The 24,710-nt window shown below is 65.3% G+C and carries 26 protein-coding genes, 1 tRNA gene, 1 pseudogene and 1 riboswitch; of the genes and pseudogenes, 12 read left to right on the plus strand and 16 right to left on the minus strand.

The window, feature by feature from the left end:
• Positions 1-22 precede the first annotated feature (22 nt).
• The 3 genes from ychF to ACQY4T_RS00640 all read right to left on the minus strand — a co-directional run bounded on the left by ychF (position 23) and on the right by ACQY4T_RS00640 (position 2,445).
• A complete protein-coding gene (gene ychF / locus ACQY4T_RS00630) occupies positions 23-1,117 on the minus strand; it encodes a redox-regulated ATPase YchF (protein ID WP_428536298.1) in 1,095 nt (364 codons plus the stop codon).
• Positions 1,117-1,701, minus strand: a complete 585-nt coding sequence (gene pth, locus ACQY4T_RS00635; protein ID WP_428536300.1) for an aminoacyl-tRNA hydrolase — start codon at positions 1,699-1,701, stop codon at positions 1,117-1,119. The genes ychF and pth overlap by 1 nt, the downstream gene beginning before the upstream one ends.
• A gap of 90 nt (positions 1,702-1,791) precedes the next feature.
• Positions 1,792-2,445, minus strand: coding sequence for a 50S ribosomal protein L25/general stress protein Ctc (locus ACQY4T_RS00640; RefSeq protein ID WP_428536302.1), 654 nt, complete (start codon positions 2,443-2,445; stop codon positions 1,792-1,794).
• Positions 2,446-2,815: 370 nt separating this feature from the next.
• On the opposite strand from ACQY4T_RS00640, the gene ACQY4T_RS00645 reads away from it, so the two are divergent.
• Both ACQY4T_RS00645 and ACQY4T_RS00650 read left to right on the plus strand, forming a co-directional pair.
• Positions 2,816-3,085, plus strand: coding sequence for a hypothetical protein (locus tag ACQY4T_RS00645; protein WP_428536304.1), 270 nt, complete (start codon positions 2,816-2,818; stop codon positions 3,083-3,085).
• 148 nt (positions 3,086-3,233) lie between these two features.
• Positions 3,234-3,419 carry an HAD family hydrolase gene (locus ACQY4T_RS00650; RefSeq protein WP_428536306.1) on the plus strand — a complete coding sequence of 62 codons (186 nt, stop codon included), beginning with the start codon at positions 3,234-3,236 and terminating at the stop codon, positions 3,417-3,419.
• Positions 3,420-3,497: 78 nt separating this feature from the next.
• Here ACQY4T_RS00650 and ACQY4T_RS00655 read toward each other — a convergent pair whose 3' ends face one another.
• Together ACQY4T_RS00655 and ACQY4T_RS00660 are read right to left on the minus strand one after the other, a co-directional pair.
• Positions 3,498-3,995, minus strand: coding sequence for a metal-dependent hydrolase (locus ACQY4T_RS00655; RefSeq protein ID WP_428536308.1), 498 nt, complete (start codon positions 3,993-3,995; stop codon positions 3,498-3,500).
• 754 nt (positions 3,996-4,749) lie between these two features.
• Positions 4,750-5,175: a DUF2147 domain-containing protein gene (locus ACQY4T_RS00660; RefSeq protein ID WP_428536310.1), complete on the minus strand. Its 426-nt coding sequence runs from the start codon at positions 5,173-5,175 to the stop codon at positions 4,750-4,752.
• 436 nt (positions 5,176-5,611) lie between these two features.
• On the opposite strand from ACQY4T_RS00660, the gene ACQY4T_RS00665 reads away from it, so the two are divergent.
• The 3 genes from ACQY4T_RS00665 (at position 5,612) to ACQY4T_RS00675 (ending at position 8,623) form a co-directional block, all read left to right on the plus strand.
• Positions 5,612-5,685: transfer RNA gene (locus tag ACQY4T_RS00665), tRNA-Gly, on the plus strand.
• 61 nt (positions 5,686-5,746) lie between these two features.
• A riboswitch (TPP riboswitch) is annotated at positions 5,747-5,871 on the plus strand.
• 76 nt (positions 5,872-5,947) lie between these two features.
• Complete coding sequence (gene thiC, locus ACQY4T_RS00670; protein WP_428536312.1) at positions 5,948-7,780, plus strand: phosphomethylpyrimidine synthase ThiC; 1,833 nt, start codon at positions 5,948-5,950, stop codon at positions 7,778-7,780.
• Positions 7,781-7,795: 15 nt separating this feature from the next.
• Positions 7,796-8,623, plus strand: coding sequence for a SirB1 family protein (locus ACQY4T_RS00675; RefSeq protein ID WP_428536314.1), 828 nt, complete (start codon positions 7,796-7,798; stop codon positions 8,621-8,623).
• 79 nt (positions 8,624-8,702) lie between these two features.
• Here ACQY4T_RS00675 and ACQY4T_RS00680 read toward each other — a convergent pair.
• From ACQY4T_RS00680 to ACQY4T_RS00720, 9 genes and pseudogenes are all read right to left on the minus strand, one after another.
• A pseudogene (locus tag ACQY4T_RS00680) lies at positions 8,703-9,073 on the minus strand (GxxExxY protein).
• 31 nt (positions 9,074-9,104) lie between these two features.
• Positions 9,105-11,183, minus strand: coding sequence for a flagellar biosynthesis protein FlhA (gene flhA / locus ACQY4T_RS00685; protein WP_428536316.1), 2,079 nt, complete (start codon positions 11,181-11,183; stop codon positions 9,105-9,107).
• 120 nt (positions 11,184-11,303) lie between these two features.
• The gene (locus ACQY4T_RS00690) at positions 11,304-12,407 is read right to left on the minus strand and encodes a sigma-54 interaction domain-containing protein (RefSeq protein WP_428536318.1); all 1,104 of its coding nucleotides are present in this window, start codon (positions 12,405-12,407) and stop codon (positions 11,304-11,306) included.
• A complete protein-coding gene (gene fliN / locus ACQY4T_RS00695) occupies positions 12,404-12,715 on the minus strand; it encodes a flagellar motor switch protein FliN (RefSeq protein ID WP_428536320.1) in 312 nt (103 codons plus the stop codon). Before fliN ends, ACQY4T_RS00690 begins: the two co-directional genes overlap by 4 nt.
• Complete coding sequence (locus ACQY4T_RS00700; RefSeq protein ID WP_428536322.1) at positions 12,712-13,317, minus strand: hypothetical protein; 606 nt, start codon at positions 13,315-13,317, stop codon at positions 12,712-12,714. The genes fliN and ACQY4T_RS00700 overlap by 4 nt, the downstream gene beginning before the upstream one ends.
• A gap of 21 nt (positions 13,318-13,338) precedes the next feature.
• Positions 13,339-14,325: a flagellar motor switch protein FliG gene (locus tag ACQY4T_RS00705; RefSeq protein ID WP_428536324.1), complete on the minus strand. Its 987-nt coding sequence runs from the start codon at positions 14,323-14,325 to the stop codon at positions 13,339-13,341.
• Between the two features lie 204 nt (positions 14,326-14,529).
• Positions 14,530-14,904, minus strand: a complete 375-nt coding sequence (locus ACQY4T_RS00710; RefSeq protein ID WP_428536326.1) for a hypothetical protein — start codon at positions 14,902-14,904, stop codon at positions 14,530-14,532.
• Positions 14,901-15,323 (minus strand): rod-binding protein, encoded by a 423-nt coding sequence (locus tag ACQY4T_RS00715; protein WP_428536328.1) that lies wholly within the window; start codon positions 15,321-15,323, stop codon positions 14,901-14,903. Before ACQY4T_RS00715 ends, ACQY4T_RS00710 begins: the two co-directional genes overlap by 4 nt.
• On the minus strand, positions 15,323-16,435 hold the full coding sequence (locus ACQY4T_RS00720) for a flagellar basal body P-ring protein FlgI (protein WP_428536330.1): 1,113 nt from the start codon (positions 16,433-16,435) through the stop codon (positions 15,323-15,325). The genes ACQY4T_RS00715 and ACQY4T_RS00720 overlap by 1 nt, the downstream gene beginning before the upstream one ends.
• 316 nt (positions 16,436-16,751) lie before the next feature.
• Here ACQY4T_RS00720 and dksA point away from each other — a divergent pair, with 316 nt between their 5' ends.
• Positions 16,752-17,165, plus strand: a complete 414-nt coding sequence (gene dksA / locus ACQY4T_RS00725; protein WP_428542636.1) for an RNA polymerase-binding protein DksA — start codon at positions 16,752-16,754, stop codon at positions 17,163-17,165.
• 8 nt (positions 17,166-17,173) lie between these two features.
• Here dksA and ACQY4T_RS00730 read toward each other — a convergent pair whose 3' ends face one another.
• Positions 17,174-17,782: an HdeD family acid-resistance protein gene (locus tag ACQY4T_RS00730; RefSeq protein WP_428536332.1), complete on the minus strand. Its 609-nt coding sequence runs from the start codon at positions 17,780-17,782 to the stop codon at positions 17,174-17,176.
• Positions 17,783-17,979: 197 nt separating this feature from the next.
• On the opposite strand from ACQY4T_RS00730, the gene ACQY4T_RS00735 reads away from it, so the two are divergent.
• A complete protein-coding gene (locus tag ACQY4T_RS00735; protein WP_428536334.1) occupies positions 17,980-18,537 on the plus strand; it encodes a GNAT family N-acetyltransferase in 558 nt (185 codons plus the stop codon).
• On the plus strand, positions 18,534-19,685 hold the full coding sequence (hemW, locus tag ACQY4T_RS00740) for a radical SAM family heme chaperone HemW (RefSeq protein WP_428536336.1): 1,152 nt from the start codon (positions 18,534-18,536) through the stop codon (positions 19,683-19,685). Before ACQY4T_RS00735 ends, hemW begins: the two co-directional genes overlap by 4 nt.
• Before the next feature lie 13 nt (positions 19,686-19,698).
• Here the strand turns inward: hemW and ACQY4T_RS00745 are convergent, their stop codons facing one another.
• The gene (locus ACQY4T_RS00745; RefSeq protein ID WP_428536338.1) at positions 19,699-20,868 is read right to left on the minus strand and encodes a TonB family protein; all 1,170 of its coding nucleotides are present in this window, start codon (positions 20,866-20,868) and stop codon (positions 19,699-19,701) included.
• Between the two features lie 208 nt (positions 20,869-21,076).
• On the opposite strand from ACQY4T_RS00745, the gene ACQY4T_RS00750 reads away from it, so the two are divergent.
• The 4 genes from ACQY4T_RS00750 to ACQY4T_RS00765 all read left to right on the plus strand — a co-directional run bounded on the left by ACQY4T_RS00750 (position 21,077) and on the right by ACQY4T_RS00765 (position 24,412).
• Positions 21,077-21,541: a hypothetical protein gene (locus ACQY4T_RS00750; RefSeq protein WP_428536340.1), complete on the plus strand. Its 465-nt coding sequence runs from the start codon at positions 21,077-21,079 to the stop codon at positions 21,539-21,541.
• 65 nt (positions 21,542-21,606) lie between these two features.
• Positions 21,607-21,810, plus strand: a complete 204-nt coding sequence (locus ACQY4T_RS00755; protein WP_428536342.1) for a DUF3311 domain-containing protein — start codon at positions 21,607-21,609, stop codon at positions 21,808-21,810.
• A 9-nt stretch (positions 21,811-21,819) separates the two neighbouring features.
• Complete coding sequence (gene mctP, locus ACQY4T_RS00760) at positions 21,820-23,337, plus strand: monocarboxylate uptake permease MctP (protein ID WP_428536344.1); 1,518 nt, start codon at positions 21,820-21,822, stop codon at positions 23,335-23,337.
• 88 nt (positions 23,338-23,425) lie between these two features.
• Positions 23,426-24,412: an isopenicillin N synthase family dioxygenase gene (locus ACQY4T_RS00765; protein ID WP_428536346.1), complete on the plus strand. Its 987-nt coding sequence runs from the start codon at positions 23,426-23,428 to the stop codon at positions 24,410-24,412.
• Positions 24,413-24,710 lie beyond the last annotated feature (298 nt).

Here is a 24,710-nt window from a genome sequence, read left to right on the forward strand (position 1 = left end):
ACACGAAGGAAAATAGCTTGTCTCAGACGTTGAAGCGGAACAGCAGCACGTCACCGTCCTTGACCTCGTAGGTCTTGCCCTCGACCCGCATCTTGCCGGCCTCCTTGGCGCCCTGTTCGCCCCGAAAACCCACGAAGTCGGCGTAGGCGATGGTTTCGCAGGCGATGAAGCCGCGCTCGAAATCCTTGTGGATCACCGCCGCCGCTTGCGGCGCCCTGGTGCCCCGGGTGACCGTCCAGGCACGCGTCTCCTTCGGGCCGCAGGTGAAATATGTCACCAATTCCAGCAGGTCGTAGCCGGCGCGGATCACCTGATCCAGCCCGCTCTGCGACAGCCCCAGCGTGTCCAGGAAGTCCCGGCGATCGGCCGCGGGCAACTGCGACACCTCGGCCTCGATGGCGGCCGATACGACGATCGTCGGCGCCGCCTGCATCGCCGCCCAGGCGCGCACCCGTTCGGAGAATGCATTGCCCGACGCCGCTGCCGCTTCCTCCACGTTGCAGACGTAGAGCACCGGCTTCGAGGTCAGCAACTGCAAGCGGCGCACCGCATCGTCCTCGCCTGGGGGGATCGCCGTACGGGCGGGCCGCCCGGCCTGCAGCGCGGCGACCAGGGGTTCCATGATCGCGACCGAGGCGATGCTGTCCTTGTCGCCACCGCGCGCCCGCTTCTGCGCCTGCACCAACCGCCGCTCCAGACTTTCCAGGTCGGACAGCATCAGCTCGGTTTCCACCACCTCGATGTCGCGCAGCGGGTCGATCGAGCCTTCGACATGGGCGATGTCGCTGTCCTCGAAGCAGCGCAGCACGTGGATGATGGCGTCGACCTCGCGGATGTTGGCGAGGAACTGATTGCCCAGCCCCTCGCCCTTGGACGCGCCGCGCACCAGCCCGGCGATGTCGACGAATTCCAGGCTGGTGGGCACGATCTTGATCGACTTGCCGATCTCGGCGAGCACGCCTAGCCTGGGGTCGGGCACGGCGACGCGGCCGACATTCGGCTCGATGGTGCAGAACGGGTAGTTCGCCGCTTGCGCCGCGGCGGTCGCGGTCAGCGCGTTGAACAGGGTCGATTTGCCGACATTGGGCAGCCCGACGATGCCGCAGTTGAAACCCATCAGCGCGTATCCTGTGTATGCAGGGCGACGTTGGTCATGAACTCAGCCTGCTTGCCCTGGGCCAGCAGGCCGGCGGCGTCCGCCACCGCGTCCAGCAGGGTGATCAACCACGCCTTGTCCTCGGCGCCGAAATTGCCCAGCACGTAGCCGAGCACGCGCTCCTTCGACCCGGGATGGCCGATGCCGAGGCGGACGCGCCAATAGTCCTGGTGGCCGAGCATCCGGTCCATGCTGCGCAATCCGTTATGACCGGCCGCGCCGCCGCCCTTCTTCACCCGCATCTTGCCGGGCGCGAGATCGAGTTCATCGTGGAACGCGACGATCGCCTCGGTCGGCAGCTTGTAGAACGCGGCCGCGTCCTGCACCGAGTCGCCTGAGCTGTTCATGTAGGTCAACGGCTTCAGCGCCAGGATTTTCGTCCCGGCGATGTTGCCGTTGGCGGTCAGACCCTTGAAGCGGCGGCGCCAGGGCGAAAAACCATGACGCATCGCCATCACGTCCATCGCCATGAAGCCGATGTTATGACGGTTGGCCGCCATGCCGGGCTCCGGATTGCCGAGCCCGACCCAGAGCTGCGGGGTCATGCCGGCTGCCCGGTGCGGGTGGTCCCCATCCGGCGGCGTGCTTCGGGGCGAAGGCGCGCCGTTGTGCAAGGCCGGCAAGCCGGCATCGGATCAACCCCTCTTGGCGGGCGCCTTCGCCGGGGCCGCGGCTTTGGCGGGCGCCGCGGCAGGGGGGGCGCCGGCTTCGGCGACGACTTCGATCTTCGTCGGTGGCACCACGGTCGCCACCACGAAGTCGCGGTCGATCACCGGCTTGACGTTTTCGGTGCCCTTCAGGTCGTGCCAGCGGACGTTGTCATTGAAGTCCAGCGGCCCGAGGTCGGCGGTGAATTGCTCTGGGATGTGGTCGGCGTCGCAATACACCTCCACCGCGTGGCGGACGACGTTGAGCACCGCGCCGCGCTTGATGCCCGGGCTGATGCCGTCATTCTCGAAGTGCACCGGCACCGCGACCTTGATGCGCTGTCCGGCGACCAGACGCTGGAAATCGACGTGTTCCGGCGCGTCGGAGACCGGATGGAACTGCACGCCGCGGACCAGCGCCCGGGTCGGTGCGGCGCCCCCGGTGATCTCATAGAGGCGAGACTGCCAGCCAGGCCTGCGCAGTTCCCGGATCACCACCCGCGGGTCGAGCGCGATCAGGTTGGGTTCCTGCTTGCCGCCATAGATAACCGCAGGCACCTTGCCTGCACGCCGAGTCGCTCGCGCCGCCCCCTTACCGCTGCGCGCACGTACCTCGGCCTCGATTGTGACAACGTTGGCCATGGTATGCTCCTGAATGACGAGCGCCGGCCTCCAGGGGTGCCGGCGCGGGGCGGCGTGTAGCCCAGGGGCGGGCCGGGGGCAAGGGTTATGGGTAGCAAGTCGATTGACCGCAAATGCATCGAGCCGGTGGGGATGCCACAGCAGAAGGATGGCGGCGAAGCACATCACCGAACCCGCGGACGGCCGAAGCTGGCGCCAACCGGTCCTGATTGGCCGCTGTTTCGTTCCCGCGGCCGGTGGCCCTGCTGTAAGATAAGGCGATGCAGCTTCCCCTGATCCCCGCCGCCGTTGTCTTCGACATGCATGGGCTGCTGTTCGATACTGAGGCGCTGTACGAAGAAGCCATCATGGTCGCGGCGGCTGTCATCAGATGACACCGGCACTTTTCCGCCGCATGTTGGGCGGCGTCTGGCAGAGTAACAAGGTCCTGCTGCTGGATCACTACGGCGTCGGGTTTCCGGTCGATACACTCCGCACGATGTGGATGCGACATTTTGACCTGATGGCCGCGACCCGGCTTGCGGTAAAGCCGGGCGCCATTGAATTACTCGATACGCTCGACGAAATCCGGCTTCCCCGTGCGATCGCCACGTCGTCCTCCTTGGGCACGGTGCGGCATCATCTAGTGTCCCGAGTCTGAAGTCCGCCATATCAGGCGAACATCAGCCTCGCGACCCTACCTCTTTCTTTTCAGTGGCCTGCTGATCCCGTACGTCCGCCGCGAAGGTGCGGCGAACTTCTGGGGCAGCACACTAGCCGCCCATGATCTGACTGCGCGGTTCGACGCGATGGTCTCGCAAGGCGACTACCTGGTCGGCAAGCCGGCGGCCGACCCGTATCTGACGGCGGCCAAACGCCTGGGCGTGGACCCGCCGCTCTGCCTGGCGTTGGAAGATGCCTTCAACGGTGCGCGATCCGCCCATGCAGCCGGCATGATGGTCGCGATGGTGCCTGACCTTGGGCTCAACGGATGAAATCCGAGCGCTTTGTTCCGTCGTGGTCGATGACCTGCACACTGTCCTGAGCTTCATTCTGGCCGGATTGGATCGCGGTTAGCGACTCCAGACCGCCAGTTCGGAAAAGTGGCTCGGAAGCAGCCACCATGCCATTCCACCGGCCACCGCGGTGACGACGACCGCCTCCATGGCCGAATCGGCGCGGCACAGCGGCAATCCCCAGGTTCGCCGCAGCGGCCAGGCCAGTCGCAGACCGCGCGGCGTCAGCATGTCGGCGGCCAAATGCGACAGATAGCCGATCGCCAACGCGGCCACGCCGCCGCGCCGATACCCGGCGTGCAGCAGCAGCGCCGCCAGCGCGATAACGGCGATCGCCGAGTGGGTGATCCCGCGATGTCCGAGGGCAGAGGCGATCGCGGTCGAAACCGGACGGGTGCGGCGGCCAACCCAGGATTTCGGATGGTCGATGTCTGGCAGCAGGGACCCGGCAACAGCAAGCGCAAGATAGGCCGGGCCGAGGCTTGGCATATGCAGCCCGGGCGCGGTTGCGACCCACGCCCCGAGGCCGATTATGACGTGCGACCTGGCCATCATCGGAATGAGCTACACTGAGAGGCTCGCGCCCAGCAAGCAACCGCCCGGATCGTGGTCGGGCGTCGCCCCGGTTCGAGACCCTTTGGAACCAACAATTTGGGGTTCACCTTGCTTCGCCGATCCAGCCCATAGAGCAACATCGACCTGGCCGGAAAGAGTCGGGGTGATAAAGTTGCTCGCTCAAACAAAGAGCTAGAGCGCGGTGACTGTTTACGGTCACCCTGAAAGCGCGCTAGTCATTCATTGGACGCATGACTGTTACACGCCTTCAGGCAACGAATAATTAGTTAGCCTGCGAAGGCTGTACAATACAGCAAGTGACGGGACATGTGCTGGAGAATTAGCAAAAACCGCGCAGCCAAGAGGGATAGAGCTGGGTCCGGCTACGATTGAGCGGCGCTTGCGCGCCTTTTTACGTCCTGACTTCTCTGCAGCGATACTCCGCTTTTCCGCCCCCGTCGCATGGCCTCGAAACGCCACGACCCAAGCGTTTGCCACGCTCAGGAAGATACTCTTCGCCGGATTTTTTGACCCAGGGGTTTCTCATCGGGCGGGCTTGATTTGGTGCACGGTCAGCGTGGACCTCGGAGGTGTGACACCTCCGAGGATGTCGTCGTGGCGCTTAAACGCAGGCCCAGCCTGCTCCATGAATGGCAGCGAGAAAACTTGGAACCGAGGTCGGAGTGAGCAATGAGCAAGACAAATTCCGACCATAATCGGCTGCAACCATAAACGGCTGCAGAACCGGTTACCACTAGCATTTGTCGGCGAGCGTTTGCAGATCGACCCGCCGCAATATTTCAGTTTTCCCCAACAGAGGCGTCCCGTGGAAAATTCGAGCCTTGAGTGTGCCATTTGGTTCAAACGCAGCGGAGAGACTGTAGGATTTGCCATTATTAGGATCGAGGATAGTCCCTCTACTCCAGTGTTCATTGTCGTCCGGCAACAGTCCCCATATTATTCGCTTCCCGCATTGATCCGGTCGGAGCGCAGCATTCCCAAGCCATATGATCTTCCCGCAGAGCGCGTTTTGACAATCAAAGATGTCAATCGCCAAGTCATGGATGATCCACGCGCCATTGGTTGATTGGGAGGCTCGGGCCTGTGCCACGGCCAAAAGCGTCAGAATAAACGCTGAAGCCAATTTCATCTTGCCGTCCTTAAGCCACGGGTTGCTCATTCTGCGACCTCCAAATCGCACATCCCTTCCTTGCCAATCATCAGCCCGCTCCGGAATCGCCTGCTTGCCTCGCCGGCAGATCTTCCATCGCCGCAGCGTGCCGGGCCGTCTAAACGCGATGTGGCTCGCATGGCAAGAAGCGGAATTGGACGCGGCCTAGCGGATAGGCAGACGGTCCTTGTTTAATGATGCAGAACAGCCCGTGGCACTTCCCACGCGCGAAGTTGATGGCGTTAGTGACGAGCGGAGACCTGTTCTCACCGATTTTGCCCGCGGCACTTTTCGCGCCCCGCCCGCGCAGCGTACCCGATTGCTGAACACGGGCCGTATGAAACGTCTGCTTCCCTTTGATCGCGGCCTATGCCAAACAATCAGCGTCCAGCCTAATGCGCAAATGAGCTGTTGAAGGGTGGACGCTGTTTTCGGTTCGCGCTATGCGGGTGTAGCTCAATGGTAGAGTCCCAGCCTTCCAAGCTGGCTGTGCGGGTTCGATTCCCGTCACCCGCTCCAGCGCATCCGACGTTTTGTCCCGCTCCGATTTGACTCTGCCGGGCCGACCGCCGCATCCTTCCACATTACCCAGGGGTGCCCCACCAGCGGGCTGAGATATCGCGGCAGACCGGCATAACGGTGGTGCGATGACCCTTGAACCTGATCCGGGTCATGCCGGCGTAGGGACGGGTCGACGCCACAGGACCCTCCATTCCGCCGCCGGCACCCGCTGCCCGCTGCCGCCGGTCACCATGCCGCCGGCTTGACGAAGGAGAGGTCCATGACGGTCCAGTCGAAGTCCACCACGCGCCCAAGTTCGGTGACCACCGGCCCGATTGCCGGGTCCAGCAAGGTCTACAGCAGCCCGGAGGGCCGGCCGGATATCCTGGTGCCGTTCCGCGAGATCGCGCTCGATCCCAGCGCCAAGGAGGAGCCATACCGAGCGTATGACTGCTCCGGCGTCTATACCGATCCGTCGGTGACGATCGATCTGGAGGCCGGGCTGCCGCCGATTCGCCGCGGCTGGATCGCCGGGCGCGGCTTTGACCGGATCACGCCGCGCGCGGTGCGGCCCGAGGACAACGGCAATATCGGCGGCGACAAGCTGGTCCCCGCCTGCCCGGCCGACATGGCGATATTCGGCGGCAAGCCAGGCCAGATGGTCACGCAATACGAATTCGCCCGCGCCGGCATCATCACCGAGGAGATGATCTACGTCGCGCATCGCGAGAACATGGGCCGCGCCAAGATGGTCGCCGGCGCGGAACAGCGGGTCGCCGACGGCGAAAGCTTCGGTGCGGAGATCCCCGCCTTCATCACACCCGAATTCGTGCGCAGCGAGATCGCCCGCGGTCGCGCGATCATCCCGGCGAACATCAACCACCCTGAACTGGAGCCGGTCATCATCGGGCGCAACTTCCTGGTGAAGATCAACGCCAATATCGGCAACTCGGCGGTGACCTCGGGCGTCGCCGAGGAGGTCGAGAAGCTGGTCTGGGCGATCCGCTGGGGTGGCGACACGGTGATGGACCTGTCGACCGGACGCAACATCCACAACATCCGCGGCTGGATCATGCGCAATTCGCCGGTGCCGATCGGCACCGTGCCGATCTATCAGGCGCTGGAGAAGGTCGATGGCGACCCGACCAAGCTGGACTGGGCGGTGTTCAAGGACACCCTGATCGAGCAGGCCGAACAGGGCGTCGACTACTTCACGATCCACGCCGGGGTGCGGCTGCAATACGTGCCGCTGACGGCGAAGCGCGTCACCGGTATCGTATCCCGTGGCGGCTCGATCATGGCCAAGTGGTGCCTGTCGCGGCACAAGGAGAGCTTCCTCTACGAGCGCTTCAACGAAATCTGCGACATCATGCGCAAGTACGACGTGTCGTTCTCGCTGGGCGACGGTCTGCGGCCCGGTTCCAATGCTGACGCCAACGACGCGGCTCAGTTCGGTGAGCTGGAGACACTGGGCGAACTGACCAAGGTGGCCTGGGACAAAGGCTGCCAGGTGATGATCGAGGGCCCCGGCCACGTGCCGATGCACAAGATCAAGGTCAACATGGACAAGCAGTTGCGCGAGTGCGGCGAGGCTCCATTCTACACGCTGGGGCCGCTGACCACCGACATCGCGCCGGGCTACGACCACATCACCAGCGCGATCGGGGCGGCGATGATCGGCTGGTTCGGCACCGCGATGCTGTGCTACGTGACGCCGAAGGAGCACCTAGGGCTGCCCAACCGGGACGACGTCAAGACAGGTGTCATTACCTACCGCATCGCCGCGCACGCCGCCGACCTGGCAAAGGGCCATCCGGCGGCCAAGCTGCGCGACGACGCGGTCAGCCGAGCACGGTTCGAGTTCCGTTGGGAGGACCAGTTCAACCTGTCGCTCGATCCGGACACGGCACGGTCATTTCACGACGAGACACTGCCGAAGGATGCGCATAAGGTAGCGCACTTCTGTTCGATGTGCGGGCCGAAGTTCTGCTCGATGAAGATCACCCAGGATCTGCGGGGCGAAGCCGAGCGAATGGCCGGCCTGGAGGCAAAGAGCGTTGAATTCGTCGAGGCCGGCAAGCAGATCTATCTGCCGGAGCAGGCAGCGGAGTAGGAGCAACGGGGTGGGATGAGCGAACCCAGGGCGGCACTGAAGGCAATCGGCCAGTTGGCCGATGCCGAGATTGATATCGGCAACGCCGCCCTGCAACTCGCGCGCGTGGATGCGCCTGACGCCGACTGGCAGCGAGCGGCGCGCCATCTGTCCAATCTGGCACAAGGCGCGGTCGGGCACGCCGTCGCGATGGAGAAGGAGAACCTGCCGGCTCGGGCCGCTGCGCTGGCCGACCTGCTGACCGCTGAATTCGGCTATGCCGGTGACTTCGAGACCTATAACGACCCGGCCAATGCCAACCTGATCCGGGTCACCGAACGCCGCCGCGGGTTGCCGGTGGCGCTGGGTGTGATCTGGTTGCATGCGGCTCGGGCGGCGGGATGGGGCAGCCATGGGGTCGACTTCCCGTCGCATTTCCTGATCGCGCTGGAAGGGCACAAGTCGCAGGCGGTGATCGACGTGTTCAACGGCGGCCAGGTGATGTCGGCGCGGGATCTGCGGGCGTTGCTGAAACGGGTCGAGGGAGACAAGGCCGAATTGCGGCCTGGCCTGTTGCAGCCGATGAGCACGCGGCGGGTTTTGCTGCGGTTGCAAAACAATATCGTCACCAGGCGACTGGATGCCGGCGACCTACGCGGCGGCCTGCGATGCACCGAGGACATGTTGCTGATCGCGCCCGACCAGGCGGAGCTTTGGCGCCAGGCTGGGGTGATGAACCAGAAACTGGACCAGGTGGCGGCGGCGCGGGATTGCTACCAGCGGTTTCTGGATCTGGTGCCCGAGGGGTCGGTCGCGAACGGGGTGCGGACGCAGTTGGATATCCTGAAAACGATGCTGAATTGAGCGGGCGGTTTTCGTTGTGCGACCGCCTAATTAGGCAGTGGTTGCAACCGGCTCGTTCGTTGGGTTCGAGGGAGAAAATTCAACCGCCGATGAACGCAGCTTCAATCTTGGGGTTGCCGAAATTCAGCAGTAGACAAATCGACAAGCCAGTCGCTTTCAAATAGTTCAAGCATTGCGCCTGGTGAATCTCCGGAGAACCCGCACCGCTCTCAGTTCAACCAGAACGGCATCCTCGATCAGCAAATCAGCGGTAAACGCTCCAACAACAATGCCACGGTAATGAACCGCCATATCATGCTGTTGCCGTACCTGAAGACCGGCTTCACGAAACTCCAGGCTCAGCGCGTTCTGGTAGACCTTTTCAAGAAATCCCGACCCCAGCAGATTGGAAACGGCAAACGCCTTGCCGATGATCTGCCCGCTGATCCGGTCAATCCTATCCGCGTTCATCCGCGGTTGCAAAACTCCCGTCCCGCCAGATTCAAATCGTCCCGACAACCTTCACCCGCGCCCGGCGATGCACTTCGGCCTGCGCGATCACCGGCACGTTCATCCGGATCCGGTCGATGATGGAATGCACGTGATAGCGCACCCCCATGCTGGTCAGCAGCGCCGGCTTCTCGCCATTGTTGACGGCTGAATCGATCACCACCCGCATGCGGTCGAGCAACTCGCGCAGCTTCTCCTGTCCCAGCGCCAGTTGCCGATCGTCCACAGGCCCGACCAGCGACGCGGCCAACGTGTCCTCCCATTCCTGGGAAAGCACGACGACCGGCAGATAGCCGGCCGGCCCGGTCAGGCTGTCGCTGATCTGTCGGGCAAGCCGGGTCCGCACATGCGCCACGATCGATGCGACGGATTTCAGGCTCATCGAGCAAGCCTCTTGCACCGCTTCCAGGATCGTCGGCATGTCACGGATGGAAATCCGTTCCGCCAACAACATTTGCAGCACGCGCTGCAGCCCGCCGACCGTGATGGTGGACGGGACCAGGTCGGCGACCAGCTTCTGCTGCTCTTGCGGCAGGTTGGCCAGGATCTTCTGCGTCTCGGTATAGGACAAGAACTCGGCGATGTTCTCCTTCACCACCTCAGCCAGATGCGTGGTCAGCACGGTGGCCGGATCGACCACGGTCCAGTTCGCCGAACGGGCCTGATCGGCAAGGGTGGGTGTGATCCAGCAGGCCGGCAGGCCGAAGGTCGGCTCGACGGTCTTTTCGCCGGGCAGTTCGATCGCCTGGTCCCCGGGGCTAATCGCCAGCATCATCATCGGGCGGAGCGCGCCGGCCCCGGCGGAGATCTCCTTCAGCGCGAACACATAGTTGTATGGCTCCAGTTCGACGTTGTCCTGGATCCGCACCGAAGGCAGCACGAAGCCGAGTTCCGTCGCCAGTGCCCGGCGCAAGCGTTTGATCTGGTCGGGAAGCTGCTGGCTCATGCCGCTGGCGAGTTCCAGCAGCCCATAGCCCAGCTCCACCCGGACCACGTCAAGCAGCGACACCTGCGCGGCGTTGTTGTCCGGCGGCTGGATCACCGGAACCGCGGCGGCGACCAGCGCGGTCCGTTTCGCCAGGAAGCGCTGCCACGCCGCCGCGCCGGACAACACCGACACCGTCAGGAACGGCACCGTCGGCAGACCCGGCAACAACGCCAGCAATCCGGCGGCAGCCGAGGCCATCATCAGCGGATTGACGTTCGATCCCAGTTGCGCGGCCAGCTTGCCGTGCATCTTGCCTTGCACCGCGCCCTTGGACACCACGATGCCGGCGGCGGTGGAGACCAGCAGCGCGGGGATCTGCGAAACCAGCCCATCGCCGATGGTCAGCGTGGTGAAGGTCAGGAACGCGCTCTCGATCGACATATGCGCGCGCAGCAGGCCCATCGCCAGGCCGCCGAAGATGTTGATCAGGGTGATCACCAGGGCCGAGATCGCATCGCCGCGGACAAACTTGCTGGCGCCGTCCATCGCGCCGTAGAAGCCGCTCTCCTCGGACAGTTCGGCGCGGCGCAGCCGAGCGGTCGGTTCGTCGATGGTGCCCGACGACAGATCGGCATCGATCGCCATCTGCTTGCCCGGCATGGCATCGAGGTAGAACCGCGCCGCCACTTCGGCGATGCGGCTGGATCCCTTGGTGATGACGACGAAGTTCACCATCAGCAGCATCGAGAAGATGATCGCCCCGACCACCACGTCGCCGCCCATCAGGAAGCTGCCGAACGCCGCCACCACGCGGCCCGCGGCATACGGACCATCGGCGCCGTGCGACAGGATCAGCCGGGCGGTGGCGACGTTCAGCGACAGCCGCAGGATCGTGGTCAGCAGCAGCAGGGTGGGCAGGCTGGAAAAGTCCAGCGGCCGTTCAAGCGACAACGATATCAGCAGGATCAGGATCGAGGCGATGAACGACAGCGCCAGCGCCATATCCAGCAGGAAAGTCGGGATCGGCATGATCAGGATCGAAAGCTGGAACAGCACGCACAGCGCCAAGCCGATGTCGCCGCCCGGAATCACCTTCCGGATCGGCTTCATCCCGTCGAGCACGGAGTTCCAGAGCTGGTCCACCGACAGCGTCCTTCAGGATATCCTAGAGCATCTTCAGCATGACCGGGCACGCTGAAAATGCTCTAGCGCTTTGTTTTGTCGCATGATTCACGCGCCTTGAAGGTTCCGCCGAAGCCGCGATCATGCCCTCGCGGCGGTGCTGGGGGGTACCTCGATGCCTTGCGCGGCATAAAGCCCGATCTTGTTGCGCAGCGCTCGGATCGACAGACCGAGCATGGCAGCGGTCCGGGTCCGGTTGCCCCCGGTCACGCGCAGCGTGCCGATGATCACCTCGCGCTCCACCAGGTGCAGCGGACGGCCGATGAATCCGGCGGCCGGATCCGGCGGACGCGACGCAGAAGCCGCGTTCGATGCGGGTCCGACTTCAAGCGCCTTGATGCCGATGACCGTGTCCGACGTCAGGACCATCGCGCGGTGGATGGTATTCTCCAGTTCGCGGACATTGCCCGGCCAGTCATGCGCCATCAGCGCATCGAGCGCGGCGGGCGACAACTGGCGCGGGGATCGGCCGCCCTCGGCGCGGTATTTCTCGATGAAATGCTGCGCCAGCGCGGGAATATCCGCGCGCCGGTGGCGCAGGCCGGGAAGCTGGACCGAGACCACGTTGAGCCGGAAATACAGGTCCTCGCGGAAGGTCTGCCGAACGACTTCCTGTTCCAGGTCGCGGTTGGAGGTGGCGATGATGCGGACGTTCAGCCGGATCGGCGCGCGTCCGCCGACGCGGTCGACCTCGCGCTCCTGCAGGGCGCGCAGCAGCTTGGCCTGCAACCGGCGGTCGATCTCGCTGATTTCGTCGAGCAGGATGGTGCCGTTCTGCGCCGCCTCCAGCTTGCCGATGCGCTGCCCCAGGGCGCCGGAGAACGCGCCGCGTTCGTGGCCGAACAATTCCGATTCCAGCAGTTGGTCGGGGATCGCCGCGCAGTTGACGGCGATGAACGGGCCGCCGGCGCGGCGCGAGTTGCGGTGAATGTAGCGTGCAATCACCTCCTTGCCGGTGCCGGATTCGCCTTGCACCAGGACCGATGCGTCCGACCCGGCGATGCGCTGGGCGCGCTGCATCACCTCCAGCATGACCGGGTCGCGCCAGACCGGGCCGTCGCCGGCCGTGGCGGACTGCCGAACGGCGGGCAGCGTCGCTCTGCGGTCCGAGCGATCGGCTTCCACCGCCAGGATGCTTTCAAGATCGTCGGCAACCAGAAATCCAGGCGACGAATAGGCTGTCACTGCGAGCGCTCCGACTTGACGATCTCGGTCATCGTCACGCCGAGCCGGGTGTTATCGACCATGACCACTTCGCCGCGGGCGATCAGGCGGTTGTTGACGTAGATGTCGATCGCTTCGCCCAGGCGGCGGTCAAGCTCGACCACGGCGCCGCGGCCCAGCTTGAGCAACTGCGAGACCTGCATGGTCGCCTTGCCGAGCACCGCGCTGACGGTGACCGAGATGTCGTACACCGCCTCCAGTTCCTTGACCGAGCCAATCTCGGAGGTTTCACGAAAATCCGGGGCGGATGGGGGATTGGTTTCGCTCATGTCAGGTTCCTGGCGGCTTGCTGGTCGGTGCGGGTCGCCGACAACGGAATGATGGCGTCCCGCAGGTCTTCGAGCAGTGCGGTGCGGCTGATCGTGGCTTCACCGCGATGCCAGCGGATGGTGACGTCCTCGCCGCTGCCGTCCTCCAGCACCCGCGACAGATCGGAGATATCGCCAAACTGCTGTTCGGTGCCGTGCCGGTCGCGCAGCACGAACCGCGGTGCCACGGTCAAGGCGGGCTTGACCCGATCGGCAACCGCGCGCACCCGCTCCAGCAGTCGCGCCGACCAATTGTCCGACGTCGCCGCGATCACCGTGTTCACCAGCAGATCGGCCACCGCCAGGGCGGCGGCGCCGACGGCTTCGGATGTGCTGGCCTCCAGTTCGTGCACCGCTGTCAGCAGGCTGGCGGTCAGCGGCCGCTCGCCGCTGTGCGATCCGTGTTCCTGGCGCCCGGTCAGGTAGCCCTCGGTCCAGGCCGCGTCGCGCAGCTCGCCGGCTGCCTCAGCCGAGATGCGTTCGTCCTCGACCATCGGTTCGGCGGGCTCGTCGCGCCGGTCGTTGAAGTCCTCGAAGACGGCGAACACCGTGCCGGTCGTCATTTTGCCAACCCTCCCCTGGAACTAGTCGATTATGCGGTCGTCGCTGCCGCTGCTGATCTCGATTTCGCCGCTGGATGCCAGGTCCTTCGCCAGGTTGGCGATCAAGGCCTGGGCATCCTCGACGTCCTTCACCTTCACCGGACCGAGGCCGGCGATGTCGTCGCGCAGCATCTTGCCGGCGCGCTCCGACATCTGCGCCAGGAACAGGTTGCGGATCGCCTCGGGCGCGCCCTTCAGCGCAACCGGCAGCTTTTCCTTGTCGATCTGGCGGATCAGCACCTGCAGCCCGGCCGGGGTAATCCGGGTCAGGTCGGCGAAGGTGAACATTTGCGACTTCACCTTCTCGGCCGACTCGCGGTTGCGTTCCTCCAGGCCGGCGAGGAACCGGGTCTCCGCCTTGCGGTCGAAGTTGTTGAAGATCTCGGCGATCAACTGGTGCGAATCCTGGCGTGACGCGCGCGCCAGGTTGGACATGAACTCCTGGCGCAGGATCCGCTCGACCCGTTCCAGCACGTCCTTCTGGATCGATTCCATCCGCAGCATGCGCATCACGACTTCCATCGCGAAGGCGTCGGGCAGCAAGGTCAGGACACGTGCGGAATGGTCGGCCTTGACCATCGAAAGCACCACGGCGACGGTTTGCGGATATTCGTTCTTCAGGTAGCTGGCGAGGATCTCCTCGCTGACGTTGCCCAGTTTGTCCCACATAGTACGCCCGGCGGGACCCCGGATCTCTTCCATGATCTGGACGACGCGGTCCTTCGGCAGCGCCTTCATCAGCAGGTTTTCGGTGCTTTCGAAGCTGCCCATGATGCCGCCGGTGGCACCGAAGTTCTCGACGAAGGCGCCGCACAGGCTTTCGACGGTCTCGGCGTTGATCACCCCGAGCTGGGCCATGCTGGCGGAGATCGCCCTGATCTCATCCTCGTGCATCATGGCGAACAGCTTGCCGGCGTGCTCCTCGCCGAGCGCGAGCATCAAGACCGACGCCTTGTGGATGCCGGACATGTCTCCCTCGGACGTCTGACGAGCAGCCTTGGCCATGTTACAGAGACGCCCTGGTCATCGTGACACCGAGAGATCGCGGCACCACAGGGCTAAACTGCAAAGTTTACCAATCCGTTAATAGCCGACCGCGGTGCCCACTTAGAGCGCGACCGTGGCGCGGCGGCCGCAATCGGCGGCCCGGTTCAGGCCGGCTATCGGCTGGTTTCAGGCGCGGGTGGAAAGCGCCAGGGCCGCGGTTCCGCGTGGCGGCGTCGGCCTGCCATGACCGCCGTATCGTGCCGCCGCCGGAGACGGCGCGCAGGCTCGGGCGACGATGCGGACGATGCGGGTCTGCACCGCGATGGAACGCTCCAGCAGCAGTTGATTCTCGGCCGCCAGTTTCGCCACAAGCTGGCCGATCGCCAGCAGCGCCGGCGAAGCCGCGGATCGTCCCTGGTGTTTGGCGAGGTCGGCCAGCGCCTGCTCCTTGGCCGCCACCAGCGCGGTGGCGGCGGCAAAGTCCAGGCGTTTCAGCGCCTCGTTTTCCGCCGTCAGCAGGTCCGCCATGCGCTGGGCGGCATCGGTCAGGTGCTTGCTCATTTCGGGCCGTTACCCTGCATCCGCAGCATCGCCTCGTAGACCGGCTTGGCCAGGCCCAGGCCGCCATGAGCGGCGATCTGCTTGGCGAATTGCTGCACCAGCATCGGCTTCCATGCCTCCTCGCCGGCACCACCGCCAAACATGTCGTGCGAGGTATCGACCGTGTCGAACATCGGCTGCAACAGTTGGCCGATCGCCATCGCCTCGAAATCCTGGGCCGATTTGGCGACCTTGGCGGGATCCGGTGGCGGCGCCGGCCGGGTGGTTCCCGCCACGCCCTGGGCAGGCCGCTGGGTGGACCCCGGGGCGGACCGTGGGGCGGACCACTGGGCGGACGATGCCACGCTGGGCAGCGGTTGGGTGGTGACTGTCGGGGGCAGCATCGCCTGGGCGAGCGGCATGGCGGATAGTTTGGTCATCAGCGCACCTCCAGATCGGCCTGCAACGCACCGGCCGCCTTGATCGATTGCAGAATGCTGATCAGATCGCGTGGACCGACGCCCAGCGCGTTCAGGCTGGCCACCAGATCGCGCAGCGTCACCCCCGAGGACAGGATCCCCAGCTTGCGGTCGTGCTGATCGTCGATCTGGATATTGGTTCGCGGCACCACCACCGTGCTGCCGCCTTTGGAGAACGGACCGGGCTGGCTGACCTCCGGTGTTTCGGTGACCCGGATGGTCAGATTGCCCTGCGCGATCGCCACCGTGCTGATCCGCACGTTGGCGCCCATGACGATGGTGCCGCTGGCCTCGTCGATCACCACGATCGCGGCGTTATCCGGTTCCACCCGCAGGTCCTCGATCGCCTCCAGCGTCTCGATCGCGTTGCGGCCGGCCAGTTCGAGGCGGACCGTGCGGGGATCGGTCACCCTGGCGATCGGGCCGACGGTCTTGTTGATGATCGAGGCGATCCGCTGCGCCGTGGTCAAATCCGCATTGCGCAGCCCGAGCCACAGGCTGTTGCCTTTGCCGAGTTCGAACGGAACATCCTTTTCCACCGTCGCGCCATTGGCCATGCGGGCCGCCGTCGGCACGCCGCGGGTGACCGATCCGGCGGCGCCGCGCGCGGCGATCGCGCCGGTCGTCAAGGTGCCCTGGCCGACCGCGTAGACCTCGCCATCGGCGGCGAGCAGCGGCGTGACCAGCAGCGTGCCGCCGGTCAGGTTGGTGGCGTCGCCCAGCGCCGAGACCGCGATGTCGATGCGGCTGCCGCTGCGGGCGAAGGCGGGCAGTTCGGCGGTGACCATCACGGCGGCCACGTTCTTGGTGGACAGCACGTTGACCTGGTCGCGCGTGTTCACGCCGAGGCGTTCCAGCATCCCGATCAGCGATTCCCGGGTGAAGACGTTGTTGTTCAGCTTGTCGCCGGTGCCGTTCAGCCCGACCACCAGCCCATAGCCGATCAACTGATTCTCGCGCACGCCCTCGACGTCGGCGATATCCTTGATGCGCACGTCCGCCCAGGCCGGCGCGCGCACCGACGCGGCCAGGCCAAGGGTCAAAGCAAGCAGCAGGGCGGCGATCACACGCATTTTGCCCGACGTTCATCCTGTCAACGGCCGGGAATGGTTCAGCAACTTTCATGCCGCGGCGACATTGGCGCTTTCGGCGGTGTGCGGCGGGCGTCGGTCGGCAGAAACTGCCGACTGAGCGCAAGACCGGGCAATTAGTGCCTATTTGCAACGATTCCATTGCAATTCGTTGACGTTTTTGCGCACACTCTTGGCGACCGCGGGACAGCCCGCTATACGTCCGCGCGTTCCCTACCCGGAATGGGCCGGGCACCTGCTTCCTCGGCTTGCCGCCGAACGGGGCGGGCTGACAGATAAGCAGGACCGAATACGCATGATGGTAACTCTGCCCCCTGATTATCGCCCGTCCGAGGATGAGGAGTTCATGAATCCCGTCCAGGTCGAATACTTTCGCCAGAAGCTGCTGCGCTGGCGGGCCGATCTGCTGCGCGAGGCCGACGGCACGCTGGCCAGCCTGTCAGAGGGCGGCATTCACGAGGCCGACATCACCGATCGCGCCAGCGTCGAGACCGACCGGGCGCTGGAATTGCGCACCCGCGACCGGGCCCGCAAGTTGATTTCCAAGATCGACCAGGCGTTGGTGCGGATCGAGGTCGGGACCTATGGCTACTGCGAGGAAACCGACGAACCGATCGGTGTCAAACGGCTGGAAGCGCGGCCGATCGCGACGATGTCGATCGAGGCCCAGGAACGCCACGAAAAGATGGAACGGGTGCACCGCGACGATTGAACCGGGCTCTACACCGCCGTCTGGCCCGGATGCTGGGACCGTAGGCGCCAGCCGCAGGCAAGCAGCGAGATGCCGAAGATGATCGCGTAAGCGCCCAGCCACCAGGTCACCACCACGGCGCCCAGCATTGGCGCCAGCACCAGCAAGACGCCCCACAGCATCGATACGACCCCGCCCAGCCCGAGCCACCAGCGTCCGTGGCTGGCATGCAGCTTCACCGCCGCCGCCAGCATCAGTCCGCCGCTGATCAACGCCCAGGCGGCCATCAGCAACACGAAGGCCAAGACCGCGGCCCCCGGCAGGACAAGCGCGATCAGTCCCATGATGACGTTCAGCACCGCCTCAGCCAGCAGCGCGCCCCAATGCCGGTGCGCCGCGACCGCGCGGACCGACCCGGCCAGCCCGATGACGCCGTCGATCAGCAGGTAGATGCCGAAGAAGAACGCCAGCGACAACAAGACCGCCCTTGGCGCTGCCAGCGCCACGATGCCGAACAACACCGCGATCCCGCCGCGCAGAACGATCGCCCACCACTGCTGGGCGAGCGTCGCATTCATCGCATCGCGACGCTGAAGCTGGGACGCGGGTCCGGTGCCAGAGGCAGCGTTGCCGGCCATGGTATCCTCCGTTGTGGGCTTCGGATCAGGCGCCACCGGCGATGCCCGACCGGGCGAGCGTCCACCGCGTGTCAAGCGGTTACCGCCAGAAGCCCGGGGGTTCAACGCAAAATCTTGCGCTCCGCCCGATCCGGCGGGTGGCATCACCGGTTTATTGGGGATAAAGGTTTACACTCGGCGGTCATCAGGGAGGGCAGATGGGTCCGGTCACCCGGGTCGGCGTCACCGTGACATTCCTGCGCATGGATCAAGCGCCGGCGGACTACGCGCCTGGGTTGGCGTCAGGATTCCAGATCGTCCGGGCGCAGGCGCCCACGGTGCCATTCTATCGCTATTTGTACAACACCGTTGGTGCCGACTACCTGTGGTGGCTGCGCCGTACCACGCCCGACGACCACCTTGCTTCGATGCTGCGCGACCGCGCCGTCGCGATCTACACGCTGTACGCCGCCGGCGAGCCGGCCGGCTTTTTCGAGCTGGACGCGCACACCTGGCCGGACGTGAACCTGAGCTATTTTGGCCTGATGCCCGGAATGATCGGCCACGGCACCGGCTATGCGTTCCTGAGTGCCGCGGTGGACGAAGTCTGGCGGCACGGCGCCACCGGCATGACGGTCAACACCTGTACCGCCGACCATCCCAGGGCGCTGCCGAACTATCTGCGCGTCGGCTTCCAGATCGCGCGCCAAGTGCGCGAGATCTGGGCGGTGCCCAATCATCTCAACATGCGCATCCCATCCAGTCTCAAGCTTTGACCGAGGACCTTGCGCTGTATGTACACTGGCCGTTCTGCCTGGCCAAATGCCCGTACTGCGACTTCAATTCCCATGTGCGCGACCGGATCGACCAGACCCGCTTCGCCGCCGCCTTGCGGCGCGAGCTTGCGACCGAGGCCGCGCGGGTCGGCCGGCGGCGGCTGACGTCGGTGTTCTTCGGCGGCGGCACGCCCAGCCTGATGGACCCCGCGACGGTGGCCGCCCTGCTGGACGACGCGACGCGATACTTTGCCGCCGCCGACGATCTGGAGATCACCCTGGAGGCCAATCCGACCAGCATCGAGGCCGCGCGGCTGGCGGAGTATCGAAGCGCCGGCGTGAACCGGATCTCGATCGGCATCCAAAGCCTGGATCAGGCGGCGCTGCGCATGCTGGGCCGGCAGCATTCGGCCGACGAGGCGGTGGCGGCTCTCGCGCTCGCGCGGCGGCTGTTCCCGCGTGTGTCGTTCGACCTGATCTATGCTCGCCCAGGCCAGGACCAGGCGCATTGGCGCGCCGAACTGCGCGCCGCGCTGGCGATCGCGGCGGACCACCTGTCGCTGTATCAACTGACGATCGAGCCGGCGACGCAGTTCGAGGCGCTGCATCGGCAGGGCCGGATCGTGCTGCCGGATGCGGACACCGCGGCTTCACTTTACGACGCGACCGAGGAGGAATGCGCGCGCGCCGGCCTGCTGGCCTATGAGATCTCCAACTACGCACGTCCGGGTCAGGAGAGCCGGCACAACCTGGCGTATTGGCGATACCGCGATTACGCCGGCATCGGCCCCGGCGCGCACGGGCGGGTCACGGTCGGCGGGTCGCTGCGCGCGACGCGGCGCCACCGAGCGCCGGAACCCTGGGCGGAACGGGTGGAACAGGCCGGCCACGGGCTGACCGCGGATGACCCGGTGGCGGCCGAGGAGCGCGCTCGGGAGGCTCTGCTGATGGGACTGCGGCTGACGGAAGGGGTTGAGCTGGCGTGGTTCGCGACGCGGACCGGGCGCTCGCTGGAGCAATCGGTGGATGCCGCCGTGCTGGCCCACTGTGTCGAGGAGGGCTACCTGAGGATGACCCCGGACCGGCTGTCGGCGACGCGAGAGGGCCGCATCCGATTGGATTCCCTGCTGGCGGCGCTTGTCGTGTGAGGTGGCGGGTCGTCTAGTCCAACCGGTACTGGATCGGCACCGTGAGACTCTGCCGCGGTAACCTCATATCGGGTGGAAACGGCGGCAGTTGGGCGTTTCGCATCAGCGCCTCCGCCGCCTGGTCAAGCGACTGGGTTCCGCTGCCCCGCACCAGGTCGAAACCGACCACGTGCCCCGCCGGATTGACCGTGACCTGCACCACCACGGTGCCTTGCCGCCCCAGTTCCCGGGCCATCTCCGGGTAGGACCGGTGAGCCTGCAGCCAAGCGCTGACATCCGCGAGCCACGACGGATCCGCCACCGCACGAGTCTGCCCCTGATCGGCGGATGCGCCCGACCCGGCACTTGCTGCCGATGCGTCGGCGCGTCCGGCCGCCGCGTCCGTGTTGCGCGACGACCGAGCCTGCGCCGCCACGGTTGCAGGTCGATGCAGGCGTGGCGCGACTGCCGCCTTGGGCACTGCGCGAGCGGCGGCTGGAGCAGGCTTCCGGTCCGGCTCCGGGGGGCGTTGCGCGACCATCGCGGGCTTCTGCTCCGGCTTCGGTGGGCGTTGCGCAGCCATCGCGGGCTTCTGCTCCGGCTCCGGTGGGCGTTGCGCGACCATCGCGGGCTTCTGCTCCGGCTCCGGGGGGCGTTGCGCAGCCATCGCGGGCTTCTGTTCCGGCTCCGGGGGGCGTTGCGCAGCCATCGCGGGCTTCTGCTCCGGCGATTGTGGCACGACGTTGGGCTCCGGAGCCGCTCCCGCGGGAAGACTTGACGGCGGAATCGTTTGCGGCAGAACCGGGTCCGGGGGCGTCGGCGCAATATCCGGCACGGCGGCTTGCCGCGGCACGATCGGCGGCTGTTGAGTAAGCGGCGTTTCCTGCCGCGGATTGACAGGTTGCCTGGATTCAGCCGGCGATTCCGGCATCGACGCTGGCGCCGGCAGCGTGTCGTGCGGTGGCGGCGGTTCCGCCGCGCTGTCCCGCGCCGGTGCCGGCGCTGAACCGGCCGGCGCGGGTTCGCCGAACACCATGGCTAGCCGGATCGGCCCGGGGCCGGGGTCCGATGCCAATCCATGATGAACCAGAAGCAAGCCGATGACCACGGCGGCGTGCAGCGCGAGCGATAGCCCCACCGTCCACCGCATCGATTCCCTGACGTCCCGCGCCAATGGTGCTTTTACGAGCCGCGATTGGCTCACGCTTCATCTCCCTTGAAGCGAGTAGTCTGCCAAACTAGCGCCGTCAGGGTAAGCCGACGCCGGCGGGGTGCGAACCCAGGGGCACAACGCGGCGCCTGGCGACGGCTATTCAGCGGGCCACCTCGATCGAGCCAATGCAGCCACGCATCATCACAGGCGGAACCGCGTCGAGCGACTGATGCAGGTCAAGCAAGCCGGGGGAAAGTCAATGGACGCGGAAGCACACTCGTCGATGCCCCCTATAGCGGCGGCCAGTTTCGTTGGCGCGATCAACCCGTTCGACTTGGCCTACGTCGCCACGCAACTGGCCGTCGACCGCAGCGTGCCGCTGGCCGGCGTGCTGATCGCATCCGCCATCGGCATCCCGATGCGCCCGCTGTTCGGCGCACTCGCCGAAGCGGTGCCAAAAAACCGCGGCGCCAAAAAAACGGCGGTGCTTGTGGCACCGCCGAAGTTTAGGGAGGAAACGTCCAAGAAGGCAGTGCGCCGAAGCGCGGCTGCCACACGCAAGATGGCCTTCGCAGGCGCAGCATGCAAGCGGAATTTGCTGCGTTGCAGCATTTTGTCCGATCACGTGTTGGGGCGTAATCGGGTTACCCACGATCGGCGTCGGAACCTGCCACACTGCCTCGGCCCGGCACCGGAACCATTTGACGCGCAAGGCTTTATCTGATTGAAGCGCCGAACGCGGCAGACACGGACGCCGCATCGCAGCATGCGCCCGCAAGGAAACAAGCAATGGCGATCCCGCCCGGACAACAGACCAAGCCACACTGGCTCCGCGTGCTCTTTGTTCTTCCTTTCATCGCGATGCTGTGGGTCTCGTCTTATAACCGATTGACGCCGGAACTGTTCGGGTTTCCGTTCTTCTTCTGGTATCAGTTGCTGTGGGTGATCGTTTCGGCCGCACTCGCCGGCATCATCTACAAAGCCGAACATTAAGGAGTCGTCGTGAACTGGCCGGCACTGATCGTCTTCATCGCGCTGTTCCTGTTCGTCACCGGCCTGGGATTCTGGGCGGCGCGGTGGCGTGCCGGCGACCTGACCCAGTTGCATGAATGGGGCCTGGGCGGCCGCCGCTTCGGCACCTTCGTCACCTGGTTTCTGCTCGGCGGCGACCTTTACACCGCCTATACCTTCATCGCCGTCCCCGCGCTGGTCTATGGCGCCGGTGCACTGGGGTTTTTCGCGGTCCCCTACACCATCCTGATCTATCCGCTACTATATCTGATCTTCCCGCGCCTGTGGTCGCTGGCGCACAAGCATGGCTATGTCACGTCGTCGGACGTGGTGCTCGGGCGATATGGCAACAAATGGCTGGCGCTGGCCATCGGGGTCACCGGCATCGTGGCGACGATGCCCTATATCGCGCTGCAACTGGTCGGCATGCAGGTGGTGATCGGCGCGATGGGCGTATCGGGCAACGGTGTGATCGGCGATCTGCCGCTGATCATCGCATTCGTTATCCTGGCGGCGTTTACCTACACCTCGGGGCTGCGCGCGCCCGCCATGATCGCGGTGGTGAAGGACTTGCTGATCTACCTGGTGGTGATCGCGGTCACCATCGCCGTGCCGCTCAAGCTGGGCGGGTTCGGCCCGGTGTTCTCGGCGGTTCCGGCAGCGAAACTGACCCTCGCGGCACCGGTCGGCGAAACCTATGGCAGCTATAGCACCTATGCCACGCTGGCGCTCGGGTCGGCGCTGGCACTGTTTCTCTACCCGCATTCGCTGACCGCGATCTTGAGCAGTTCCAGTCCCGGCGCGATCCGGCGCAATGCCGCCCTGCTGCCGGCCTACTCGCTGGTGCTCGGTTTGCTGGCCCTGCTGGGCTTCATGGCGGTGGCGCTGCACACCGGTTCGAACCCCGCCTTCGCCGACGGTTTCAAGCGTTACGGCAACAACTTCGCCGTGCCGTCGTTGATCCTGGCGGTGTTCCCCGGCTGGTTCGCCGGTGTGGCGTTCGCCGCGATCGCGATCGGGGCGCTGGTCCCCTCGGCGATCATGTCGATCGCCTGCGCCAATATCGTCAGCCGCACCATCTACCGGGGCTTCCTCGTGCCGCATGCGACGGACGCCCAGGAAGCCTCGGTGGCGAAGCTCGCCTCCCTGCTGGTGAAGGTCGGCGCGCTGGTGTTCATCATCTTCGTGCCGGTGCCATACGCGCTGCAGTTCCAGTTGCTGGGCGGACTGTGGATCATCCAAGTGCTGCCGGCGGTGATCCTTGGGCTATACCTGCGCATGTTGAACGGCTGGGCATTGCTGGCCGGCTGGGCTGTCGGCACCGCATTGGGCACCTGGATGGCGGCGACGACATCGTTCAAGGCAGCAGTATTCACGCTGTCGTTCATGGGGACCAGCTTTCCTGGCTATATCGCGATATGGGCGCTGGTCGCCAACATCATCGTGTCGGTCATGCTATCGGCGTTACTGAAGCCGTTCGTTGCTCCCGCGCCAGTGCTTGCCGATTAAGCTGCTGGCGGTGGGGGCCAACCCCATTGCAACCCTTCGGTGCGGTGTTACGCTGCGCGGATCGCAGCCAGGCCGAAGGCAGATTGACATGAACGCGGAACGGATACCGGTGCTCGACGTCTCGGACTTCCTCGCGGACAAGCCCAATGCCCGGCACGCCCTCGCACAAGCGATCGCCCATACATGCGACGATACGGGCTTCCTGGTGATCACCAATCATGGCATTCCGGCGGCGCTGATCGATGGAGCCTTCGCCGCGGCAGCGGATTTCTTCGACCTCGATGACCGGGACAAGCTGGCGCTGAAAGTCGGCGACCTCAACATCGGATACCTGCCGTACGGCGCCCAGACGGTGCGCACATCGAAGCTGAACAACAACACCAAGCCGAACCTGAGCGAAAGCTTCTACATCGTCACCGACCGCACCGCTGACGATCGCGAAATCGTCGCCGGCAACCCGCTATATGGCATGAACCGCTGGCCCATGCGGATGCCGTCGTTCAAGGTTCGGACCATGGCCTACTTCGACGCGATGCGGCCGTTGGGTCATCGCATGGTATCGGTCATCGCCACCTCGCTCGGGCTGCCAGACGATTACTTCGACGCCGATTTCCACCAGCCGACGGTCACCTTGCGGCTGATCCGCTACCCGTCCCACGACAGCGCCGAGGACAATCAGTTCGGCTTCGCGCCGCATATCGATACCAGTTTCCTGACGCTGCTGGCGCAATCGGCGCTGCCTGGGCTGGAGGTGCGCACGCGCGAGGGCGACTGGATCCGCCCGCCGGCGATCCCGGGAACCTTCGTGCTCAACACCGGCGAGATGCTGTCCCGCTACTCCAACGGCCGTTATCTCCCGACGCCGCACCGGGTGATCAACGCCAACAATGCGGTCCGCCACGCGGTGCCGTTCTTCTACGGTCCCGGTCTGGACGCGGTGATCCGGCCTGTCCCGACATGCGTCAGTCCCGACAATCCGGCACGCTACGAGCCGCTGCTGTACGCCGATCACCAGCGCAAGCTGAACCTGACGAATTTCGATCATCGCAGGAAGCAGGCCGAGCAGGCGGCATAGTCCGTATCGCTCCGTCTGCGACCGGGGCTGGACCGCGGCGCCACCGGAAATCGTTGGCTGGACGCTCACGCGCGCCTCGCAGCAGGTTCGCATCGGTCGGCAAGGCGATCACTGGACTGCACGGTCGTGTCGCAGACGACGCGGGTGAACGCGCTGGCATGGTGGCAGCGCTGCGAGCGGCGCGGCTCAGGCTCTGCTGCGGCAGCGCGGTCGGTTTCGCTTCACCCATCCGTCGCTGCCAGCGGGTCATCGGAGGACCGGTCGAATGTCAGGTTGTGGCGGAAGAACGCCCCACCGC

It is taken from the genome of Rhodopila sp. (assembly GCF_965277825.1).
Classification (GTDB): domain Bacteria; phylum Pseudomonadota; class Alphaproteobacteria; order Acetobacterales; family Acetobacteraceae; genus Rhodopila.

Excerpts from the sequence above, each read along its gene's own strand:
- ACQY4T_RS00705 (WP_428536324.1), bottom strand. The coding sequence starts at position 14,325 with ATGTCCGGCATCCACAAGGCGTCGGTCTTGATGCTCGCGCTCGGCGAG.
- ACQY4T_RS00645 (WP_428536304.1), top strand. The coding sequence starts at position 2,816 with ATGACACCGGCACTTTTCCGCCGCATGTTGGGCGGCGTCTGGCAGAGT.
- ACQY4T_RS00720 (WP_428536330.1), bottom strand. The coding sequence starts at position 16,435 with ATGCGTGTGATCGCCGCCCTGCTGCTTGCTTTGACCCTTGGCCTGGCC.
- ACQY4T_RS00755 (WP_428536342.1), top strand. The coding sequence starts at position 21,607 with ATGGCGATCCCGCCCGGACAACAGACCAAGCCACACTGGCTCCGCGTG.
- dksA (WP_428542636.1), top strand. The coding sequence starts at position 16,752 with ATGGTAACTCTGCCCCCTGATTATCGCCCGTCCGAGGATGAGGAGTTC.
- ACQY4T_RS00710 (WP_428536326.1), bottom strand. The coding sequence starts at position 14,904 with ATGAGCAAGCACCTGACCGATGCCGCCCAGCGCATGGCGGACCTGCTG.
- fliN (WP_428536320.1), bottom strand. The coding sequence starts at position 12,715 with ATGAGCGAAACCAATCCCCCATCCGCCCCGGATTTTCGTGAAACCTCC.
- ACQY4T_RS00660 (WP_428536310.1), bottom strand. The coding sequence starts at position 5,175 with ATGAGCAACCCGTGGCTTAAGGACGGCAAGATGAAATTGGCTTCAGCG.
- ACQY4T_RS00700 (WP_428536322.1), bottom strand. The coding sequence starts at position 13,317 with ATGACGACCGGCACGGTGTTCGCCGTCTTCGAGGACTTCAACGACCGG.
- ACQY4T_RS00655 (WP_428536308.1), bottom strand. The coding sequence starts at position 3,995 with ATGATGGCCAGGTCGCACGTCATAATCGGCCTCGGGGCGTGGGTCGCA.
- ACQY4T_RS00715 (WP_428536328.1), bottom strand. The coding sequence starts at position 15,323 with ATGACCAAACTATCCGCCATGCCGCTCGCCCAGGCGATGCTGCCCCCG.
- ACQY4T_RS00750 (WP_428536340.1), top strand. The coding sequence starts at position 21,077 with ATGGACGCGGAAGCACACTCGTCGATGCCCCCTATAGCGGCGGCCAGT.
- pth (WP_428536300.1), bottom strand. The coding sequence starts at position 1,701 with ATGACCCCGCAGCTCTGGGTCGGGCTCGGCAATCCGGAGCCCGGCATG.
- thiC (WP_428536312.1), top strand. The coding sequence starts at position 5,948 with ATGACGGTCCAGTCGAAGTCCACCACGCGCCCAAGTTCGGTGACCACC.
- ychF (WP_428536298.1), bottom strand. The coding sequence starts at position 1,117 with ATGGGTTTCAACTGCGGCATCGTCGGGCTGCCCAATGTCGGCAAATCG.
- ACQY4T_RS00730 (WP_428536332.1), bottom strand. The coding sequence starts at position 17,782 with ATGGCCGGCAACGCTGCCTCTGGCACCGGACCCGCGTCCCAGCTTCAG.
- ACQY4T_RS00675 (WP_428536314.1), top strand. The coding sequence starts at position 7,796 with ATGAGCGAACCCAGGGCGGCACTGAAGGCAATCGGCCAGTTGGCCGAT.
- ACQY4T_RS00735 (WP_428536334.1), top strand. The coding sequence starts at position 17,980 with ATGGGTCCGGTCACCCGGGTCGGCGTCACCGTGACATTCCTGCGCATG.
- ACQY4T_RS00640 (WP_428536302.1), bottom strand. The coding sequence starts at position 2,445 with ATGGCCAACGTTGTCACAATCGAGGCCGAGGTACGTGCGCGCAGCGGT.
- ACQY4T_RS00650 (WP_428536306.1), top strand. The coding sequence starts at position 3,234 with ATGGTCTCGCAAGGCGACTACCTGGTCGGCAAGCCGGCGGCCGACCCG.
- ACQY4T_RS00765 (WP_428536346.1), top strand. The coding sequence starts at position 23,426 with ATGAACGCGGAACGGATACCGGTGCTCGACGTCTCGGACTTCCTCGCG.